Origin of the sequence: Pseudomonas sp. V98_8, from assembly GCF_029967975.1 — a bacterium.
Classification (GTDB): domain Bacteria; phylum Pseudomonadota; class Gammaproteobacteria; order Pseudomonadales; family Pseudomonadaceae; genus Aquipseudomonas; species Aquipseudomonas umsongensis.
In genome coordinates, this window is record NZ_JASCAE010000045.1 from 1 (window position 1) to 19,381 (window position 19,381).

The 19,381-nt window shown below is 59.8% G+C and carries 14 protein-coding genes and 1 tRNA gene; 12 read left to right on the forward strand and 3 right to left on the reverse strand.

Translation table 11 applies throughout. The features are described from left to right. Nucleotides 1-221: 221 nt before the first annotated feature. A tRNA-Leu gene (locus tag QLG10_RS14110) sits at nt 222-308 on the reverse strand. Between the two features lie 225 nt (nt 309-533). Between QLG10_RS14110 and rnr the strand changes: the two genes are divergently transcribed. The 11 genes from rnr to QLG10_RS14165 all read left to right on the forward strand — a co-directional run bounded on the left by rnr (nt 534) and on the right by QLG10_RS14165 (nt 17,449). Further along, nucleotides 534-3,161 (forward strand): ribonuclease R, encoded by a 2,628-nt coding sequence (rnr, locus tag QLG10_RS14115; protein ID WP_110753979.1) that lies wholly within the window; start codon nt 534-536, stop codon nt 3,159-3,161. Further along, on the forward strand, nt 3,158-3,925 hold the full coding sequence (gene rlmB / locus QLG10_RS14120; RefSeq protein ID WP_110753977.1) for a 23S rRNA (guanosine(2251)-2'-O)-methyltransferase RlmB: 768 nt from the start codon (nt 3,158-3,160) through the stop codon (nt 3,923-3,925). The genes rnr and rlmB overlap by 4 nt, the downstream gene beginning before the upstream one ends. A gap of 303 nt (nt 3,926-4,228) precedes the next feature. Continuing rightward, nucleotides 4,229-4,651, forward strand: a complete 423-nt coding sequence (gene rpsF / locus QLG10_RS14125) for a 30S ribosomal protein S6 (RefSeq protein WP_003217491.1) — start codon at nt 4,229-4,231, stop codon at nt 4,649-4,651. A gap of 28 nt (nt 4,652-4,679) precedes the next feature. After that, nucleotides 4,680-4,910, forward strand: coding sequence for a 30S ribosomal protein S18 (rpsR, locus tag QLG10_RS14130; RefSeq protein WP_002551829.1), 231 nt, complete (start codon nt 4,680-4,682; stop codon nt 4,908-4,910). A gap of 36 nt (nt 4,911-4,946) precedes the next feature. Further along, nucleotides 4,947-5,840, forward strand: a complete 894-nt coding sequence (locus QLG10_RS14135; protein WP_020797699.1) for a hypothetical protein — start codon at nt 4,947-4,949, stop codon at nt 5,838-5,840. A 19-nt stretch (nt 5,841-5,859) separates the two neighbouring features. After that, nucleotides 5,860-6,306 carry a 50S ribosomal protein L9 gene (gene rplI / locus QLG10_RS14140; protein ID WP_008058981.1) on the forward strand — a complete coding sequence of 149 codons (447 nt, stop codon included), beginning with the start codon at nt 5,860-5,862 and terminating at the stop codon, nt 6,304-6,306. 134 nt (nt 6,307-6,440) lie between these two features. Beyond that, complete coding sequence (dnaB, locus tag QLG10_RS14145; protein ID WP_008058980.1) at nt 6,441-7,838, forward strand: replicative DNA helicase; 1,398 nt, start codon at nt 6,441-6,443, stop codon at nt 7,836-7,838. Between the two features lie 194 nt (nt 7,839-8,032). Further along, entirely contained in the window at nt 8,033-10,336 is a 2,304-nt protein-coding gene (locus QLG10_RS14150) for a YgiQ family radical SAM protein (protein ID WP_020797698.1), read from the forward strand. 372 nt (nt 10,337-10,708) lie between these two features. Beyond that, complete coding sequence (locus tag QLG10_RS14155; protein ID WP_248678250.1) at nt 10,709-13,984, forward strand: transglutaminase family protein; 3,276 nt, start codon at nt 10,709-10,711, stop codon at nt 13,982-13,984. Between the two features lie 88 nt (nt 13,985-14,072). Further along, nucleotides 14,073-16,559: a circularly permuted type 2 ATP-grasp protein gene (locus QLG10_RS14160; RefSeq protein ID WP_248678251.1), complete on the forward strand. Its 2,487-nt coding sequence runs from the start codon at nt 14,073-14,075 to the stop codon at nt 16,557-16,559. Continuing rightward, nucleotides 16,559-17,449 carry a transglutaminase family protein gene (locus QLG10_RS14165; protein WP_110753966.1) on the forward strand — a complete coding sequence of 297 codons (891 nt, stop codon included), beginning with the start codon at nt 16,559-16,561 and terminating at the stop codon, nt 17,447-17,449. Before QLG10_RS14160 ends, QLG10_RS14165 begins: the two co-directional genes overlap by 1 nt. A gap of 207 nt (nt 17,450-17,656) precedes the next feature. Here QLG10_RS14165 and QLG10_RS14170 read toward each other — a convergent pair whose 3' ends face one another. Beyond that, nucleotides 17,657-17,848: a hypothetical protein gene (locus tag QLG10_RS14170; RefSeq protein WP_020797694.1), complete on the reverse strand. Its 192-nt coding sequence runs from the start codon at nt 17,846-17,848 to the stop codon at nt 17,657-17,659. 69 nt (nt 17,849-17,917) lie between these two features. Continuing rightward, nucleotides 17,918-18,505 carry a TIGR00730 family Rossman fold protein gene (locus QLG10_RS14175; protein ID WP_110753964.1) on the reverse strand — a complete coding sequence of 196 codons (588 nt, stop codon included), beginning with the start codon at nt 18,503-18,505 and terminating at the stop codon, nt 17,918-17,920. 343 nt (nt 18,506-18,848) lie between these two features. Here QLG10_RS14175 and azu point away from each other — a divergent pair, with 343 nt between their 5' ends. Next, nucleotides 18,849-19,295, forward strand: coding sequence for an azurin (gene azu, locus QLG10_RS14180; RefSeq protein WP_020797692.1), 447 nt, complete (start codon nt 18,849-18,851; stop codon nt 19,293-19,295). Nucleotides 19,296-19,381: the final 86 nt, after the last annotated feature.

Consider the following 19,381-nt stretch of genomic DNA (forward strand, 5'->3'; position numbering starts at 1 on the left):
CTTGCGGTCACCAGCACCTGAAGCTGGCGTGTCTACCAATTTCACCATCTGGGCATTCATCGCGAGCGTTGCCGCTGTTGATGTGGCGCACTATACGGAGAGCAATTTGATCTGTAAACCCCTGATTTTAAATTTAATTAATCAGAGTCCCAGAATGCAAAAAACCCGCTTTCGCGGGTTTTGTGTGAGCTTTGAAATTGAACTAATCTCAAGCTCGAAATTGGTGCCCAGAAGAAGACTCGAACTTCCACGACCTTGCGGTCACCAGCACCTGAAGCTGGCGTGTCTACCAATTTCACCATCTGGGCAGTATCGGCAACGTTGTCCGTCGTCGATGGCGCGCACTATACGGAGCGTCTTCTTAACTGTAAACCCCCGGCACCAAAAAAACCTGAAAAATTTCACCAGCGGTATTTAAATCAACATCCTGGTGTCGATATAGGGCTTTAGATGAGGCGTCTTAGCCTGAAATTTCCCGTTTCATTACGCCTATGCCAAACTAACCCGCATATAGACAAGGTGAAAACTCTCTAATGGCCGATTGGCAGTCCCTCGATCCCGAGGCCGCTCGTGAAGCGGAAAAATATGAAAACCCCATTCCTAGCCGCGAACTGATCCTTCAGCACCTTGCTGATCGAGGTTCGCCTGCTAACCGCGAGCAACTGGTCGAAGAGTTTGGTCTGACCACGGAAGACCAGATCGAAGCCCTGCGCCGCCGTCTGCGCGCCATGGAGCGCGATGCTCAACTCATCTATACCCGTCGCGGCACTTATGCGCCGGTGGACAAGCTCGACCTGATCCTGGGCCGCATCAGCGGTCACCGCGACGGTTTCGGCTTCCTGGTGCCGGACGACGGCAGTGACGACCTGTTCATGAGTCCGGCGCAAATGCGCCTGGTGTTTGACGGCGACCGTGCGCTGGCGCGTGTTTCCGGGCTGGATCGTCGCGGTCGCCGCGAAGGCATGATCGTCGAAGTGGTGTCCCGTGCTCACGAGACCATCGTCGGTCGTTACTTCGAAGAAGGTGGTATCGGTTTCGTCGTTGCGGATAATCCGAAGATCCAGCAGGAAGTGCTGGTGACACCGGGTCGTAACGCGAACGCGCAGATCGGTCAGTTCGTCGAAGTGAAGATCACTCACTGGCCGACACCACGCTTCCAGCCGCAAGGCGATGTGGTTGAAGTCGTGGGCAACTACATGGCGCCGGGCATGGAGATCGATGTTGCCCTGCGTACCTACGACATTCCTCACGTCTGGCCGGATGCCGTGCTCAAGGAAGCCGCCAAGCTCAAGCCGGAAGTCGAAGAGAAAGACAAAGAGAAACGCATCGACCTGCGTCATCTGCCGTTCGTCACCATCGACGGTGAAGATGCGCGCGACTTCGATGATGCGGTGTACTGCGAAGCCAAGCCGGGCAAGCTGCGCCTGTTCTCCGGCGGCTGGAAGTTGTACGTGGCGATTGCCGACGTTTCCAGCTACGTGAAGCTCGGTTCGGCACTGGATGCCGAGGCTCAGGTTCGCGGCAACTCGGTGTACTTCCCCGAGCGTGTGATCCCGATGCTGCCTGAGCAGCTGTCCAATGGCTTGTGCTCGCTGAACCCACAGGTCGATCGCCTGGCCATGGTTTGCGAGATGACTATCTCCAAATCCGGCGAAATGACCGATTACTGCTTCTACGAAGCGGTGATCCACTCCCACGCCCGCCTGACCTACAACAAGGTCAGCGCGATGCTGGAAACGCCCAAAGCCAGCGAAGCCCGCAAGCTGCGTGGCGAATACACTGACGTGGTGCCGCACCTCAAGCAGCTGTATTCGCTGTACAAGGTATTGCTGGCGGCTCGTCACGTGCGCGGCGCGATCGATTTTGAAACCCAGGAAACCCGGATCATCTTCGGCTCCGAACGCAAGATCGCGGAAATCCGTCCGACCATTCGCAACGACGCCCACAAGCTGATCGAGGAATGCATGTTGGCGGCCAACGTGGCCACCGCCGAATTCCTCAAGAAGCACGAAATTCCTGCGTTGTACCGCGTTCACGACGGCCCGCCGCCGGAGCGCCTGGAAAAACTGCGCGCATTCCTCGGCGAACTCGGCCTGTCCCTGCACAAAGGCAAGGATGGCCCGTCGCCTAAGGATTACCAGGCACTGCTGGCCGGGATCAAGGATCGTCCGGATTTCCACCTGATCCAGACCGTGATGCTGCGTTCGTTGAGCCAGGCGGTGTACAGCGCCGATAACCATGGCCACTTCGGCCTGAATTACGAGGCGTACACCCACTTCACCTCGCCGATCCGCCGCTATCCGGACTTGCTCACGCACCGTGCGATCCGCAGCGTGATCCATTCGAAGCAGGACACCCCGCACGTTCGCCGTGCCGGTGCGATGACCATTCCGAAGGCGCGCATCTATCCGTACGACGAAGCAGCCCTGGAGCAGCTCGGCGAGCAGTGCTCGATGAGCGAGCGCCGTGCCGACGAAGCGACCCGCGATGTCGTGAACTGGCTCAAGTGCGAGTACATGAAGGATCGCGTGGGCGAGTCGTTCCCGGGTGTGATCACCGCCGTCACCGGCTTTGGTCTGTTCGTCGAGTTGACCGACATTTATGTCGAAGGCCTGGTGCATGTCACCGCGCTGCCGGGCGATTACTACCACTTCGATCCTGTGCACCACCGCCTGGCCGGTGAGCGTACCGGCCGCAGTTTCCGCCTGGGCGATACCGTTGAAGTGCGGGTCATGCGCGTCGATCTCGACGAGCGCAAGATCGACTTCGAGATGGCCGAAAAAACCATCAGCGCGCCGATTGGCCGCAAGAAGCGTGGCGCCGAGACCGCAGCACCTGCCGCTAAAACCGAAGCGGAGCCGGCACCGGCGAAAACCGGCCGTCGTCCCGCCAAGGAAAAGGCGGTCGAGGCTTATCGTCCGAGTGATGCCGCGGCGAAAAACGCTGAAGTGCGCAAGAGTCGTGAAATGAAGCAGGCGTTGCTCGCCGGCGCGAAAAGCGGCGGTAAAGCGGCGTCTGCGGGAAAGACCGGACGGTCGGCGCCTGAAAAGGCTGCCGGCGGCAAGCCAGCCAAACCGAGCAAACATCGTAAAGGTCCGCCAAAAGCGGGCTCGGCCCCAGCCAAAAGCGGCGGGGCGCGTAAACCTAAGGCCAAGTCATGAGTCAGTTGGAAAAGATCTATGGCGTGCACGCTGTTGAAGCGTTGCTGCGTCACCACCCCAAGCGCGTCAAACAGATCTGGCTGGCCGAAGGCCGCGGTGATCCGCGGGTGCAGACGCTGATCGAGCTGGCCAACGAAAATCGTGTGCAGGTCGGTCAGGCCGAGCGTCGTGAAATGGACGCCTGGGTTGAAGGCGTGCACCAGGGCGTGGTTGCGGAGGTCAGTCCGAGCCAGGTGTGGGGCGAGGCGATGCTCGACGAGCTGCTCGATCGCACCGAAGGTGCACCGTTGCTGCTGGTGCTCGACGGCGTGACCGATCCGCACAACCTGGGCGCCTGCCTGCGTTCTGCCGATGCGGCGGGTGCGCTGGCGGTGATCGTGCCGAAGGACAAGTCCGCGACTCTGACGCCGGTCGTGCGAAAGGTTGCGTGCGGGGCGGCGGAAGTGATTCCGTTGGTGGCCGTGACCAACCTGGCGCGCACCCTGGAAAAACTCCAGCAGCGTGGCCTGTGGGTCGTGGGTACTGCGGGGGAGGCCGAGGTCAGTCTGTATGACCAGGACCTGACCGGTCCGACCATCCTGATCATGGGTGCCGAAGGCAAAGGCATGCGCCGCCTGACCCGCGAGCATTGCGATTATCTGGTGAACTTGCCGATGGCCGGTAGCGTCAGCAGTCTCAACGTATCCGTGGCGACGGGCGTATGCCTGTTCGAAGCGCAGCGTCAGCGTAGCGTCAAAGCCAAGGCTGCCGCCAAGAAGCCCTGATTGAAACACCAACTGTAGGAGCCGGCTTGCTGGCGATATCGGAGTAACATTCAGCATCAATGTTGAATGTAGTGCCCCCATCGCGAGCAAGCTCGCTCCTACAGTGTTTTGTGGTGTGGCATGAATTGAAGGTTGTTCAAATAATCACCAATTCCCTTGCGCCTCCCACGCCCCTTCTCTACAATTGCGCCCCTTGCTGTGATGGCAGGCACCAACGTGTCTAGCGTCCGCAAGTCCATAAGTGTCATTCACTCCTTGTCTGACCGCTTTTGAGCGGCAGGCTACAACCCGTAAGGAGCATTCATGCGTCATTACGAAATCATCTTTTTGGTCCACCCGGATCAAAGCGAGCAAGTCGGCGGCATGGTTGAGCGTTACACCAAGCTGATCGAAGAAGACGGCGGCAAAATCCACCGTCTGGAAGATTGGGGCCGTCGTCAACTGGCCTACGCAATCAACAATGTTCACAAGGCTCACTACGTGATGCTGAACGTTGAGTGCACTGGCAAGGCCCTGGCCGAGCTGGAAGACAACTTCCGCTACAACGATGCAGTGATCCGTAACCTGGTCATCCGTCGCGAAGAAGCCGTTACCGGCCAATCCGAGATGCTCAAGGCTGAAGAAAACCGCAGTGAGCGCCGTGAGCGTCGCGACCGTCCTGAGCACGAAGGCGCTGAAAGCGCTGATAGTGATGACAGCGACAACAGCGATAACGCTGACGAGTAATCCACGGACCTTTTAAGGAGCCTATCAAATGGCACGTTTCTTCCGTCGTCGTAAATTCTGCCGCTTCACCGCTGAAGACGTGAAAGAGATCGATTACAAAGATCTCAACACTCTGAAAGCTTATGTATCCGAGACCGGCAAAATCGTTCCAAGCCGCATCACCGGTACCAAAGCACGTTATCAGCGTCAGCTGGCCACCGCTATCAAGCGCGCCCGCTTCCTGGCCCTGCTGGCCTACACCGACAGCCACGGCCGCTGAGACCGGGCAGTCGACACGTAGCAAAGGATTGAATGTATGCGTGCCTTAGCTGAGTTCATCATGCGGGGCCGTATGCAGGCCACTCTCGTAGTGGCTGGATGCGCGGCATTGCCGTTGTTGTATTGGTTGGGTGCTGCCGCCGGATGCCTTGTGCTCCTGCGGCGCGGATTGAAGGACGCCCTGGGCGTTCTTGCTCTGGGACTGCTGCCAGCGTTGATCTGGTGGCTTTACTCCGACGACCCACGGGCACTTCTGGTGCTGCTGGGGTCTGCGAGCCTTGCGTTGGTTTTGCGCGCAAGCGAGTCCTGGAACCGCGTGCTGCTGGTCAGCATAGCGATGGGAGTGGTGTTTTCAGTGGTGCTGGGGGCGGTTTTTGGTCCCCAGATCGAGATGCTGGCGCAGGCTTTGATAAAGGTCATGCCGTCGCTACTCGGTGAGGTCTACCAGCAAATGTCGGTAGACGAGCAAGCGCGTTTCGCGTCCCTGATTACACCGATCCTGACCGGCCTGATTGCGGCGTTGTTGCAAATCGTCAGTGTGCTGAGCCTGATTGTCGGGCGCTACTGGCAGGCGTTGTTGTACAACCCCGGTGGTTTTGGTCGCGAGTTTCGCGCCGTCCGAATCCCGCTGGGTCCCGCGATGTTGCTGCTGGCGGGCATGGTTGTGACACCGAACCTTGGTGTCCAGATGTCCATGCTGGTACCGCTGTGCAGCGTACCGCTGGTTTTCGCCGGGCTGGCCCTGATTCACGGGTTGGTGGCGCAAAAGCGACTGGCCAAATTCTGGCTGGTGGGGTTGTACGTCACGCTGTTGCTGTTCATGCAGCTGATCTATCCATTGCTGGTGGTCTTGGCCATCGTCGACAGCCTGATTGATTTTCGCGGTCGTCTCGCGCCGAAAGACGCCGATGACGCGAACGGTGAAGGTTAAAAGTTAAGAGGATTTTCACATGCAACTGATCCTTCTGGAAAAAGTCACCAACCTGGGCAACCTGGGTGACAAAGTGAACGTTAAGGCTGGTTACGGTCGTAACTACCTGCTGCCTTACGGCAAAGCTACCGCTGCGACCCCAGCCAACCTGGCTGCGTTCGAAGAGCGTCGTGCTGAGCTGGAAAAAGCCGCAGCAGATCGTAAATCGTCGGCTGAAAGCCGCGCTGCCCAACTGGCCGAGCTGGAAGTGACCATCACTGCCACCGCTGGCGACGAAGGCAAGCTGTTCGGTTCGATCGGTACTCACGACATCGCTGACGCACTGACCGCCTCTGGCGTTGAAGTAGCGAAAAGCGAAGTTCGTCTGCCGAACGGCACTATCCGTAACGTAGGTGAATTCGACGTAGCCGTGCACCTGCACGCCGAAGTTGAAGCCACCGTACGCGTTGTCGTGGTAGCAGCTTAAGCAGCACTTGTCGGCTGGCACCCTCGGGTGCTTGCCGGTAACATCGGGCACGATCCTGTTCACAGGTCGTGCCCTTTGTCTTTCTGGTAACGCCCGTTTTCAATCCCTGCTTTTCCTCAAACAACCAAGTGGCCATGAACGAAATCTCTGCTCCCGAGCAATACGATCTGCAAACCGCCGCGCTGAAGGTGCCGCCCCATTCCATCGAAGCCGAACAGGCTGTACTCGGTGGTCTGATGCTGGACAACAACGCCTGGGAGCGCGTGCTTGATCAAGTCTCCGACGGCGATTTCTATCGACATGACCACCGTCTGATTTTCCGTGCGATCGCCAAGCTGGCCGATCAGAACATGCCGATCGATGTCGTGACCCTGTCCGAGCAGCTGGACAAGGAAGGTCAGACCTCGCAGGTCGGCGGCCTTGGTTACCTGGGCGAACTGGCGAAAAACACGCCTTCGGTCGCCAACATCAAGGCCTACGCGCAAATCGTTCGTGAGCGGGCCACCCTGCGTCAGTTGATCGGCATCAGCACCGAAATCGCCGACAGCGCCTTCAACCCGGAAGGTCGTACCGCCGCCGAGATTCTCGATGAAGCCGAACGGCAGATCTTCCAGATCGCCGAGGCCCGGCCGAAAACCGGTGGCCCGGTGGGTGTGAATGACCTGCTGACCAAGGCCATCGATCGCATCGACACCTTGTTCAACACCGATAACGCCATCACCGGCCTGTCCACCGGTTATACCGACCTCGACGAAAAGACCAGCGGCCTGCAGCCGGCGGACTTGATCATCGTCGCTGGCCGTCCGTCCATGGGTAAGACCACCTTTGCCATGAACCTGGTCGAAAACGCCGTATTGCGCAGCGAGAAGGCGGTTCTGGTTTACTCGCTGGAGATGCCAGGCGAATCGCTGATCATGCGTATGTTGTCGTCGCTGGGGCGCATCGACCAAACCAAGGTGCGTTCCGGCCAACTGGAAGATGACGATTGGCCACGCCTGACCTCGGCGGTCAACCTGCTCAATGATCGCAAGCTGTTCATCGACGATACCGCCGGCATCAGCCCCTCGGAAATGCGTGCACGAACCCGCCGCCTGGTGCGTGAGCATGGCGAAGTCGGCCTGATCATGATCGACTACCTGCAACTCATGCAGATCCCGGGCTCCAGCGGTGATAACCGGACCAACGAGATTTCCGAGATCTCCCGGTCCCTGAAAGCCCTGGCCAAGGAATTCAACTGCCCGGTCGTTGCGCTGTCCCAGCTGAACCGTTCCCTGGAACAACGCCCGAACAAGCGCCCGGTGAACTCCGACTTGCGTGAATCCGGAGCGATCGAGCAGGACGCCGACGTGATCATGTTCGTGTATCGCGACGAGGTGTATCACCCTGAAACCGAGCACAAGGGCATCGCCGAAATCATCATCGGCAAACAGCGGAACGGTCCGATCGGCTTTATCCGCCTGGCCTTTATCGGTAAATACACGCGATTCGAGAACCTGGCGCCGGGTAGCTACAACTTCGACGACGACGAATAACCTGTGGGAGCGGGCTTGCTCGCGAAAGCGGTGTGTCAGGCAGCATCAATGTCGACTGAAACACCGCCTTCGCGAGCAAGCCCGCTCCCACATAAGTTGCGCGCAATTTCCGACCACAGCCGTCGGAATTGGTCAAAATTTGTGCTATATTCCGCGCCCGCGAAATTCAATGAAAGCCAACACCGGTTATCGACATGCAAGCAGCCAAACCGTTATTTGACTATCCGAAGTACTGGGCCGAATGTTTCGGACCAGCACCATTCCTGCCGATGAGCAGGGAGGAGATGGATCAGCTCGGCTGGGATTCCTGCGACATCATCATCGTCACCGGTGATGCCTACGTCGATCACCCGTCGTTCGGCATGGCGATCATCGGCCGGCTGCTGGAGTCCCAGGGCTTCCGCGTCGGGATCATTGCCCAGCCGAACTGGCAGTCCAAAGACGACTTCATGAAGCTCGGCGAGCCGAACCTGTTCTTCGGTGTCGCGGCCGGCAACATGGACTCGATGATCAATCGCTACACCGCCGACAAGAAAATCCGTTCCGACGACGCCTACACCCCGGGTGGCCTGGCGGGCAAGCGTCCGGATCGCGCGAGCCTGGTCTACAGCCAGCGCTGCAAAGAAGCGTACAAGCACGTGCCGATCGTGCTGGGTGGCATTGAAGCGTCCCTGCGCCGCATCGCCCACTACGATTACTGGCAGGACCGGGTACGTAACTCGATCCTGATCGACGCCTGCGCCGACATCCTGCTCTACGGCAACGCCGAGCGTGCGATCGTCGAAGTCGCGCAGCGCCTGTCCTACGGTCACAAGATCGAAGACATCACCGATGTGCGCGGCACCGCGTTCATCCGTCGCGACACACCGAAAGACTGGTACGAAGTCGACTCCACGCGCATCGACCGTCCGGGCAAGATCGACAAGATCATCAACCCGTACGTGAACACCCAGGACACCCAGGCTTGCGCCATCGAGCAGGAAAAGGGGCCGGTTGAGGACCCACAGGAAGCCAAGGTCGTGCAGATCCTGGCCAGCCCGAAGATGACCCGCGACAAGACTGTGATTCGTCTGCCGTCGGTGGAAAAGGTCCGCAATGACGCAGTGCTCTACGCCCACGCCAACCGCGTGTTGCACCTGGAAACCAACCCGGGCAACGCCCGTGCCCTGGTGCAGAAGCACGGCGAAGTCGACGTCTGGTTCAACCCGCCACCGATTCCGATGACCACCGAAGAGATGGACTACGTCTTCGGCATGCCTTACGCACGTGTTCCGCACCCAGCGTATGGAAAGGAGAAGATCCCGGCCTACGACATGATCCGTTTCTCGGTGAATATCATGCGTGGCTGCTTCGGCGGCTGCACTTTCTGCTCGATTACCGAGCACGAAGGCCGGATCATCCAGAACCGTTCCCACGAATCGATCATTCGTGAGATCGAGGAAATTCGTGACAAGGTTCCCGGTTTTACCGGCGTGATCTCCGACCTGGGTGGTCCGACGGCGAACATGTACCGCATCGCCTGCAAGACCCCGGAAATCGAATCCGCGTGCCGCAAGCCGTCTTGCGTGTTCCCGGGTATCTGCCCGAACCTGAACACCGACCATTCGGCGCTGATCCAGTTGTATCGCAGCGCCCGTGAATTGCCGGGTGTGAAGAAGATCCTGATCGCCTCCGGCCTGCGCTACGACCTCGCGGTCGAGTCCCCGGAATACGTTAAAGAGCTGGTGACCCACCACGTTGGTGGCTACCTGAAGATCGCCCCGGAACATACCGAGGAAGGTCCGCTCAATCAGATGATGAAACCGGGCATCGGCAGCTATGACAAGTTCAAGCGCATGTTCGAGAAGTACTCCAAGGAAGCCGGGAAAGAGCAGTACCTGATTCCGTACTTCATCGCCGCCCACCCGGGCACCACCGACGAAGACATGATGAACCTGGCCCTGTGGCTCAAGGGCAACGGTTTCCGTGCCGACCAGGTGCAGGCGTTCTACCCGTCGCCGATGGCCACCGCCACCGCGATGTACCACTCGGGCAAGAACCCGTTGCGCAAGGTCACCTACAAGAGTGACGCGGTCACCATCGTCAAGAGCGAAGAGCAGCGTCGCCTGCACAAGGCGTTCCTGCGTTATCACGATCCCAAAGGCTGGCCGATGCTGCGTGAGGCGTTGACCCGCATGGGCCGCGCGGACCTGATCGGGCCGGGCAAGAACCAGTTGATCCCGCTGCACCAGCCGTCCACCGACAGCTACCAGAGTGCCCGTCGCAAGAACTCCACGCCGGCGGGCAGCCACAAGGTTGCAGGGGAAAAGACCACCAAGATCCTGACCCAGCACACCGGCCTGCCTCCACGCGCCAGCGATGGCGGCAATCCGTGGGACAAGCGTGAGCAGGCCAAGGCGGCGGCATTCGCGCGCAACCAGCAGGCGGCCAAGGAGCGCAAGGAAGCAGCCAAGGGCAAAGGGCCCAAGCCTGCGCGCAAGCCGGTCGTGCCGCGCTAAACCTCGCTTGAGCTGAACAGAACGCCAACCTTCGGGTTGGCGTTTTGCATTTCTGTACCGATGACACCTGTGGCGAGGGGATTTATCCCCGACGGGCTGCGAAGCAGTCCCAACAACCGGCAACCACAAATGATCAGGTGAACGACTCTGCGACTGCTTCGCAGTCGAACGGGGATAAATCCCCTCGCCACAGGTTTGGTGCTCGCCACCATCCCCTCGCCACAAATCCGTGCAATCGTCTCCAACCAATTTCCCGCATCGCCCGATTTTGGTGCTGTACTGCCTCCTGCAACGGGAGAAAGCGCCAGCACTGCTGGATGGCATAAGTCTTGCGCGCTTTCCAATACGCTTAGGGCTCGCAGGAGGCACGCCGTGTCGATTCATGTCGCATTGCACCACGTCACACATTACCGCTATGACCGCGCTGTCGAGTTGGGTCCGCAGATCGTTCGCCTGCGTCCCGCCGCCCATAGCCGCACGCGGATACTGTCCTATGCGCTGAAAATTTCGCCCGAGCAGCATTTCATCAATTGGCAGCAGGACCCCCAGGGTAATTACCTGGCACGGCTGGTGTTTCCGGAAAAAACCAACGAGTTGCGGATCGAGGTCGATCTGTTGGCGGAAATGGCGGTGTTCAATCCGTTCGACTTTTTCCTCGAGCCCTACGCCGAAAAGATTCCCTTCACTTACGCGACCGACGAGCGCAAGGAGCTGGCGCCGTACCTGGAAACCTTGCCCCTGACGCCAAAGTTCAAGGCTTATCTGGACGGCATCGACCGCTCGCCATTGCCGGCTGTGGATTTCCTCGTCGCGCTCAACCAGCGTCTTAGCGAAGATATCAACTACCTGATCCGCATGGAGCCGGGCGTGCAAACGCCCGAGCACACCCTGGAGCAGGCCTCCGGTTCCTGTCGCGATTCGGCGTGGTTGCTGGTGCAACTGCTGCGTCACCTGGGGCTGGCCGCGCGTTTCGTGTCGGGTTACCTGATCCAATTGACCGCCGACCTGAAAAGCCTCGACGGTCCTTCCGGGACTGAAGTGGACTTCACCGACCTGCACGCCTGGTGCGAGGTGTACCTGCCCGGTGCTGGCTGGATCGGCCTGGATGCAACCTCAGGGCTGTTTGCCGGTGAAGGGCATATTCCGTTGGCCTGTAGTCCCGATCCCTCTTCTGCGGCACCGATCAGTGGCTTGGTGGAACCGTGCGAGTGCGAGTTCAGCCATGAAATGTCCGTGGAGCGGATCTGGGAAGCCCCGCGGGTTACAAAACCCTACACCGAAGAGCAGTGGCTGGCGATCCAGGCCCTGGGCCGGCAGATCGATGCCGACCTGCTCGAAGGCGACGTGCGCCTGACCATGGGCGGTGAGCCGACCTTTGTGTCCATCGACGACCCGGACGGTGCCGAGTGGAACACCGCAGCGCTGGGACCGAACAAGCGTCGACTGTCCGCCGAACTGTTCCAGCGCATGCGAAAGCGTTATGCCCCGCAAGGCCTGGTGCATTATGGCCAGGGCAAATGGTATCCCGGTGAACAACTGCCGCGCTGGTCGCTCAATTGCTATTGGCGCCGCGACGGCGTGCCGATCTGGCACGACAGCGCGCTGATTGCCGACGAGCAACAAGATTATGGCGCCGATGGCGAGTTGGCCGGGCGTTTTCTGGCAAGTGTCGCCGAGCGCTTGAACATTCCTACGCGCTTTGTGTTTCCAGCCTACGAAGACAATTTCTATTACCTCTGGCGCGAAGGGGCTTTGCCGCAAAATGTCAGCGCCGAAGACTCTCGACTCGAAGAGCCGCTGGAGCGTGCGCGTTTGCGCAAAGTCTTCAGTCAGGGCCTCGACAAGGTGATTGGCCAAGTCCTGCCGTTAGCGCGCACCGCCAAGGGTGATCAGTGGCAAAGCGGCCGCTGGTATCTGCGTGACGAACATTGCCGCCTGGTGCCGGGAGACTCGCCATTGGGCTATCGTCTGCCGCTGGGTTCGCAGCCGTGGGTGAAGGCGGCGGAGTATCCGTTCATTCACCCCAATGATCCCAACCAGGATTTCCCGGCGCTGCCTGGCACTGAGCAAATGCAGCGCCAAGGTGCGGCGGCGCTGATTGAAGATCGGGCCCCCAAGGTCGATGAATCCGCCGATTGGCTGACCCGCACCGCCTTCTGCGCCGAAGCGCGGGAAGGCCGGTTGTACCTGTTCATGCCGCCGCTGGAGCGGGTCGAAGACTATCTGGAGTTAGTGACAGCCATCGAAGCCACGGCCCGGGAGCTCGATTGCCCGGTATTGCTGGAGGGATACGAACCGCCGGGCGATCCGCGCCTGGGCAACTTTCGCATCACCCCCGATCCTGGCGTGATCGAAGTCAACGTGCAGCCATCCGCGACGTGGGACGAGTTGGTCGAACGCACCGAGTTTCTTTACGAAGAAGCGCGCCAGACCCGACTCACCACCGAAAAATTCCTGGTCGACGGCCGACACACCGGCACCGGTGGGGGCAACCACTTCGTACTGGGAGGCGCGACACCGGCGGATTCACCGTTTCTGCGGCGTCCGGATCTGCTGCGCAGCCTGATCAGCTACTGGCATAATCATCCGTCCTTGTCTTACCTGTTTTCCGGCCTGTTTATCGGCCCGACATCCCAGGCTCCGCGGGTCGACGAAGCGCGCAACGACGCCTTGTATGAACTGGAAATCGCCTTCGCCCAGATGCCCGGGCCGGGCGAGGAGTGCGCGCCCTGGCTGGTGGATCGCCTGCTGCGCAACCTGTTGATCGATGTGACCGGCAATACCCATCGCGCCGAGTTCTGCATCGACAAGCTCTATTCACCGGATGGCGCGACCGGTCGCCTGGGCTTGCTGGAACTGCGTGCCTTTGAAATGCCACCTCATGCACGCATGAGCCTGGCCCAGCAGCTCTTGCTGAGGGCGTTGGTTGCACGGTTCTGGCGTGAGCCTTATGCACCGCCGAAGCTGGCGCGCTGGGGCACCGAGCTGCACGACCGGTTCCTGTTGCCGCATTTTATCGAGCAGGATTTTGCTGACGTTATTGCCGATCTCAATGTCGCCGGTTATCCAGTGCGGGCAGAGTGGTTCGCGGCGCACCTGCAGTTCCGTTTTCCCAAGGTCGGAGACTACGCCGTCAATGGCATCGCCCTGGAACTGCGCCAGGCACTTGAGCCGTGGCATGTGCTGGGCGAGGAGGGCGCGGTCGGCGGTACGGTGCGTTACGTCGACTCGTCCCTGGAGCGCCTGCAGGTCAAGCTCAGTGGATTGCCGCCACAACGCTACCTGCTGACTTGCAACGGCATACCCGTGCCGTTGCAGCCCACTGGGCGCGTCGGCGAATTCGTCGCCGGTGTGCGCTTCCGTGCCTGGCAACCGGCCAACTGCCTGCAACCGACCATCCCGGTCCATGCGCCGCTGGTGTTTGACCTGCTCGACACCTGGATGGGGCGTTCGCTGGGCGGTTGCCAGTATCACGTTGCCCATCCTGGCGGGCGCAACTACGAGGCATTGCCCGTGAACGCCAATGAAGCCGAGAGCCGGCGAATGGCGCGGTTCTTCCGTATCGGACACACGCCGGGGAAACTTCCGATACCGAAGATGGAAATTAACGACGAGCTGCCGATGACGCTCGATTTACGACGTTTCTAATTCGTACACGACGCCCGGATTTTTCGTCTATCCGGGTGTCATGAGCGTGCGTTAGTCTGACCGATCACTGCTGTCTGCCGAGCTTTCCATGCCTGACTTGCTAGACCGCTACCCGCTGACGGCGGGCACCTATCACGAACTGCTCGATGACAGCGGTGCCATTCGGCCGCACTGGCGTCGACTGTTCGACCAGTTGCAGCGCAGCACACCCGCGCAGTTGGTGCAGCGTCAGGCGTTGCTGACGCGGCAAATCCAGGAAAACGGCGTCACCTATAACGTCTATGCCGATCCCAAGGGCGCCGATCGGCCATGGGAGCTGGACTTGCTGCCCCATGTGATTGCCGCCGATGAGTGGGAGCAATTATCGGCCGGTATCGCCCAGCGTGCGCGCTTGCTCAATGCCGTACTGGCCGATCTCTATGGCCCTCAACGCTTGATCGCCGAAGGTCTGCTGCCGGCTGAACTGGTATTTGGCCACAACAATTTCCTCTGGCCCTGCCAAGGCATCAAGCCGCCTGACGGTGCTTTTTTGCATCTGTTCGCCGTTGATCTTGCGCGCACGCCCGATGGCCGCTGGTGGGTAACGGCCGATCGCACTCAAGCGCCGTCCGGGGCTGGCTACGCCCTGGAAAACCGCACCATCGTGTCCCGGGCCTTCCCCGAGTTGTACCGTGATTTGAAGGTGCAGCACCTGGCGGGGTTCTTTCGCACCCTCCAGGAAACACTGGCGCGTCAGGCGCCAAGCGACGATGAGGTACCGCTGGTGGTCCTGCTGACGCCGGGGCGGTTCAACGAAAGCTATTTCGAACACCTGTACCTGGCTCGCCAGCTCGGCTATCCGTTGGTGGAAGGTGGCGACCTCACGGTGCGCGATGCCACGGTCTACCTGAAGACCCTGAGTGGCTTGCGCCGGGTCCACGCGATCATGCGTCGGCTCGACGACGACTTCTGCGACCCGCTGGAATTGCGCACCGACTCGGCCTTGGGCGTTCCGGGCCTGCTCGAAGCCGTGCGCCAGGGGCGGGTGCTGGTGGCCAACGCACTCGGCAGTGGCGTGCTGGAGTCGCCAGGCTTGCTGGGTTTCCTGCCGAAGATCAACCAGTACCTGTTTGGCGAAGAATTGATCCTGCCGTCCATTGCCACCTGGTGGTGCGGTGAGGCGCCGGTGCTGGCCCAGGCCTTGGAAAAACTACCGGAATTGCTGATTAAACCGGCGTTTCCGTCCCAGAGCTTTGCTCCGGTATTTGGCCGCGACTTGAGTGAAAAACAGCGTCAGGTACTGGCCGAGCGCATGCAGTCGCGGCCCTATGCTTATGTTGCGCAAGAACTCGCGCAATTGTCCCAAGCGCCGATATGGCAAGCCGAGGACGGTCAACTGCAACCCCGGGCCATCGGCATGCGTGTGTATGCGGTGGCCAGTCGCGACGGCTATCGGGTGTTGCCGGGTGGCTTGACCCGAGTGGCCGCGCAGGCGGATGCCGAGGTGGTATCGATGCAGCGCGGCGGGGCGAGCAAGGACACCTGGGTGCTGGGCGAACGTCCACCGAACGGCGAACAGTGGAAAGCCCAGCGCAATATCGGCGTGCATGACCTGGTGCGCCGCGATCCTTACCTGCCATCGCGGGTGGTGGAAAACCTGTTCTGGTTCGGCCGTTACTGCGAACGCTGCGATGACAGCGCCCGATTGCTGCGAATCATGCTGGCTCGTTATGTCGACGGCGATGACCCGCAGGCCCTGGAGGCTGCGGTCGATCTTGGCGAACGATTGATGTTGTTGCCTGACGAAGGTGAGCTGCCGGAGCGATTGCTGGCGGCGATACTCGGCGATGACTGGCCGTTCAGCCTGCGTTCCAACTTGCAACGTTTGCAATGGGCGGCCTCGCAAGTGCGTGGCAAGCTCTCGCGGGAGAATTGGCAGGCGTTGGTGGAGCTGCAACGTGAAGCGATGGAGCTTGAGACCGAAGAACCGGACTTCGGCGAGTTACTCGACTTCCTCAACCGGCTAGTGATGTCCCTCGCGGCGCTGTCCGGTTTTGCCCTGGACGACATGACCCGGGACGAAGGCTGGCGATTCCTGATGATCGGTCGGCGGATCGAGCGCCTGCAATTTCTAAGCGCTAGCCTGGCAGCGTTCCTGCGTGGCGCCGGGACTTTCGATCAGGCCGGGCTGGAGTGGTTGCTGGAGCTGGGCAACAGCAGCATTACCTATCGTTCGCGGTACCTGGCGGTGGCGCAATTGATCCCGGTACTCGACCTGTTGTTGCTTGATGAGCAGAACCCGCACGCGGTGCTGTTCCAGTTGAAGCTGGTGACCCGCACGCTCAAGCGCCTGTGCGACGACTTTGGCGTACCTCGCGAAGCGGGCCTGCCACAGTTGGTGGAGCGTCTGGCGCGTTTCGATCTTGGCTGCCTGGAAAACCCGTTGTTTGGCGCTGCCAGCGTGCGCGCCGCCGTCGAAGGGCTGGCCGATCTGCTGCAAGAGATTGCCGATGCCAGCGGGCAGGTATCGGATCGCCTGGCCTTGCGTCACTTCGCCCACGTCGATGATGTCAGCCAGCGCACGGTGTCCGTCTGATGAGCGCTCACTACCAGATTTTCCACGATACCCATTATCACTACGACAGTCCGGTGTCCCTGGCCCAGCAACTGGCGCATTTGTGGCCCAGGCCTTGTGCATGGCAGCGTTGCTGCGACCAGCAGTTGCAGATCAGTCCGGAGCCGACTTCACGCCGAGATGAGCTGGATGTGTTCGGAAACCCTTTGACCCGGTTGGCGTTCGAGCGCCCCCATGATGAACTGCTGGTCAATGCCAGCCTGACGATTGAGGTACTGCCCCGGCCCCGGGTCGATTTCAATCGATCCCCAGCATGGGAAGACACCCGCAACGTACTGACCTACAGCAGCCAGCCGCTTTCGCCGCAATTGCTCGAAGCCTGCCGATACCGGTTCGAATCACCTTATGTGCATCTGAAGCGCAATTTCGTTGAATTTTCCGAGAGCTGTTTTCCGGCGGAGCGGCCGCTGTTGCTCGGGGTCCAAGCCTTGATGGAGAAAATCTTCAGTGAGTTCACTTTCGATGCCGAAGCGACGCAGGTAGCGACTCCTCTGGTGGAAGTGCTGGAGCGACGGCGCGGGGTTTGCCAGGATTTCGCCCACCTGATGCTCGCATGCGTACGCTCGCGTGGGTTGGCTGCGCGCTATGTCAGCGGCTACCTGTTGACTCAGCCGCCGCCTGGTCAACCACGATTGATTGGTGCCGATGCGTCCCATGCCTGGGTGTCGGTGTTTTGTCCGGTGTCGGGCTGGGTGGACTTCGATCCGACCAACAATGTGCAACCGGCGCTGGAACACATCACCCTGGCCTGGGGCCGGGACTTTTCCGATGTGTCGCCGTTGCGTGGAGTCATTCTGGGGGGCGGCAATCATGATCCCGAAGTTCGGGTCACAGTGATGCCGTTGGAGTAACGAAGATCTCAATGTGGGAGCGGGCTTGCTCGCAAAAGCGATCCTTCGGTTACATAAATACTGGATGTGCCGCCGTCTTCGCGAGCAAGCCCGCTCCCACAAAGGAATATGCAGTATTTCGGAATGGACAGTGAGGGCCGGCAGCATCGCCGCCAACCCCGGTCACAGATCCGTGGGCCCGATCAAATCATCCGGCCCGGAGGGGACTCAGGCGTCGGGCGCCTGATCTTTCGGTGCCTCTACATCACTTTCTGCCGCCACTTCACCTTCTGCATCCGGGTTCAGTGCCGCTGCGTCTTCTTCAGCCATTGCTTTCTTGCGCTGAAGCTTTTCCTCTTTCTTCTGTTCCTTGGCCAGGTCTCTCTGACGTTTGGCGAAGGAGTAATTGGGTTTGGCCATGGGCGATCCTCTGGGGTCGAAGGTGAGGTTTGAGCGGCGCGTATTCTGCCCTGTATCGGTGTCGAGTCGTTAGTCGGGTTTTTGCTCGACCCATTTTGGCGCAACGGTCGGTTGCCAACGATCCAGAGCGTCGAGCAGCGTCTGTGGCGATTCGCTCACCTGCAGCATGTCACGGTGTGCCGCGCGAACGAAGCCTTCGCCGACGATATGATCGAGAAAACCAGTGAGTTTGCTGTAGAAGCCGTTCACTTCCAGCAAGCCCAACGGTTTGCCGTGGTAACCCAGTTGGCCCCAGGTCCACACTTCGAACAACTCTTCCAGGGTGCCCAGGCCACCGGGCAACGCGATGAAAGCATCGCTGAGTTCAGCCATCCGCGCCTTGCGCGCATGCATGCCGTCGACCACTTCAAGGCGGGTCAGGCCACTGTGGCCGATTTCCTTGTCCTTTAAGCTCTGGGGAATGATGCCGATCACTTCGCCACCTGCCGCCAGTGCCGCATCGGCGACGACGCCCATCAGGCCAACCGCCCCGCCGCCGTAAACCAGGGTCAGCTTGCGTTCGGCCAAGGCCTGGCCAAGGGCCACGGCCGCTTCACGATAGGCGGGGTGGGTGCCAGTGCTGGCGCCGCAGAATACACAAACGGATTTTAATGACATGCCTTGCTCCAGGGTCGATCAGGACCACAGGTTAAAGGCAGGCGCGCTACGCTCCAAGGGCTAAACTTCGCGTTTGGGCGTTTCACAGGTTCCGCTGGCACCGCAGGCATACGCGGCGAGCAAGCTGCACAACAGGGTATTGATAGACATGACAGGCGCTCTGAAAAATGAGGACGCTCTGATGATAGGGCCGGGGCAGACACCTGGCTGGTAGATTGTCTCGATCGGTCCAATAGCCCGAAAGTTGTATACAGTTTTTGCTTCAGGTCATAGGAACTTGCGAAGTTTTCAGGCAGTCTTCTGTTCATTCGCATGTCCATTCACCCTGCCTTGGAGATTCACCATGTTTGCCAAACTCGTTGCGGTATCCCTGTTGACACTGGCCAGCAGCCAATTGATGGCTGCCGAGTGCAAAGTCACCGTTGACTCTACTGACCAAATGTCCTTCAACACCAAGGCCATTGAAATCGACAAGAGTTGCAAGACCTTCACCGTTGAATTGACCCATTCTGGCAGCCTGCCGAAAAACGTCATGGGCCATAACCTGGTGATCAGTAAAGAAGCCGACATGCAGCCGATCGCCACCGACGGCCTGAGTGCTGGCATCGACAAGAACTACCTGAAGGAGGGTGATGCCCGCGTCATCGCTCACACCAAGGTCATCGGCGCCAAGGAAACCGACTCGGTGACCTTCGACGTGTCCAAGCTCGATGCCAACGAGAAATACGGCTTCTTCTGCTCGTTCCCGGGCCACATCTCGATGATGAAAGGCACTGTGACCCTGAAATAAGCAGGTTCACCGCGTTATCGTTCTTCGCGAGCAGGCTCGCTCCCACAATTAGACCGCGATCAAATGTGGGAGCGAGCCTGCTCGCG

Bases quoted from the DNA above. Each gene is read 5' to 3' on its own strand.
- rnr (WP_110753979.1), top strand. From the start codon at position 534: ATGGCCGATTGGCAGTCCCTCGATCCCGAGGCCGCTCGTGAAGCGGAA.
- rlmB (WP_110753977.1), top strand. From the start codon at position 3,158: ATGAGTCAGTTGGAAAAGATCTATGGCGTGCACGCTGTTGAAGCGTTG.
- rpsF (WP_003217491.1), top strand. From the start codon at position 4,229: ATGCGTCATTACGAAATCATCTTTTTGGTCCACCCGGATCAAAGCGAG.
- rpsR (WP_002551829.1), top strand. From the start codon at position 4,680: ATGGCACGTTTCTTCCGTCGTCGTAAATTCTGCCGCTTCACCGCTGAA.
- QLG10_RS14135 (WP_020797699.1), top strand. From the start codon at position 4,947: ATGCGTGCCTTAGCTGAGTTCATCATGCGGGGCCGTATGCAGGCCACT.
- rplI (WP_008058981.1), top strand. From the start codon at position 5,860: ATGCAACTGATCCTTCTGGAAAAAGTCACCAACCTGGGCAACCTGGGT.
- dnaB (WP_008058980.1), top strand. From the start codon at position 6,441: ATGAACGAAATCTCTGCTCCCGAGCAATACGATCTGCAAACCGCCGCG.
- QLG10_RS14150 (WP_020797698.1), top strand. From the start codon at position 8,033: ATGCAAGCAGCCAAACCGTTATTTGACTATCCGAAGTACTGGGCCGAA.
- QLG10_RS14160 (WP_248678251.1), top strand. From the start codon at position 14,073: ATGCCTGACTTGCTAGACCGCTACCCGCTGACGGCGGGCACCTATCAC.
- QLG10_RS14165 (WP_110753966.1), top strand. From the start codon at position 16,559: ATGAGCGCTCACTACCAGATTTTCCACGATACCCATTATCACTACGAC.
- QLG10_RS14170 (WP_020797694.1), bottom strand. From the start codon at position 17,848: ATGGCCAAACCCAATTACTCCTTCGCCAAACGTCAGAGAGACCTGGCC.
- QLG10_RS14175 (WP_110753964.1), bottom strand. From the start codon at position 18,505: ATGTCATTAAAATCCGTTTGTGTATTCTGCGGCGCCAGCACTGGCACC.
- azu (WP_020797692.1), top strand. From the start codon at position 18,849: ATGTTTGCCAAACTCGTTGCGGTATCCCTGTTGACACTGGCCAGCAGC.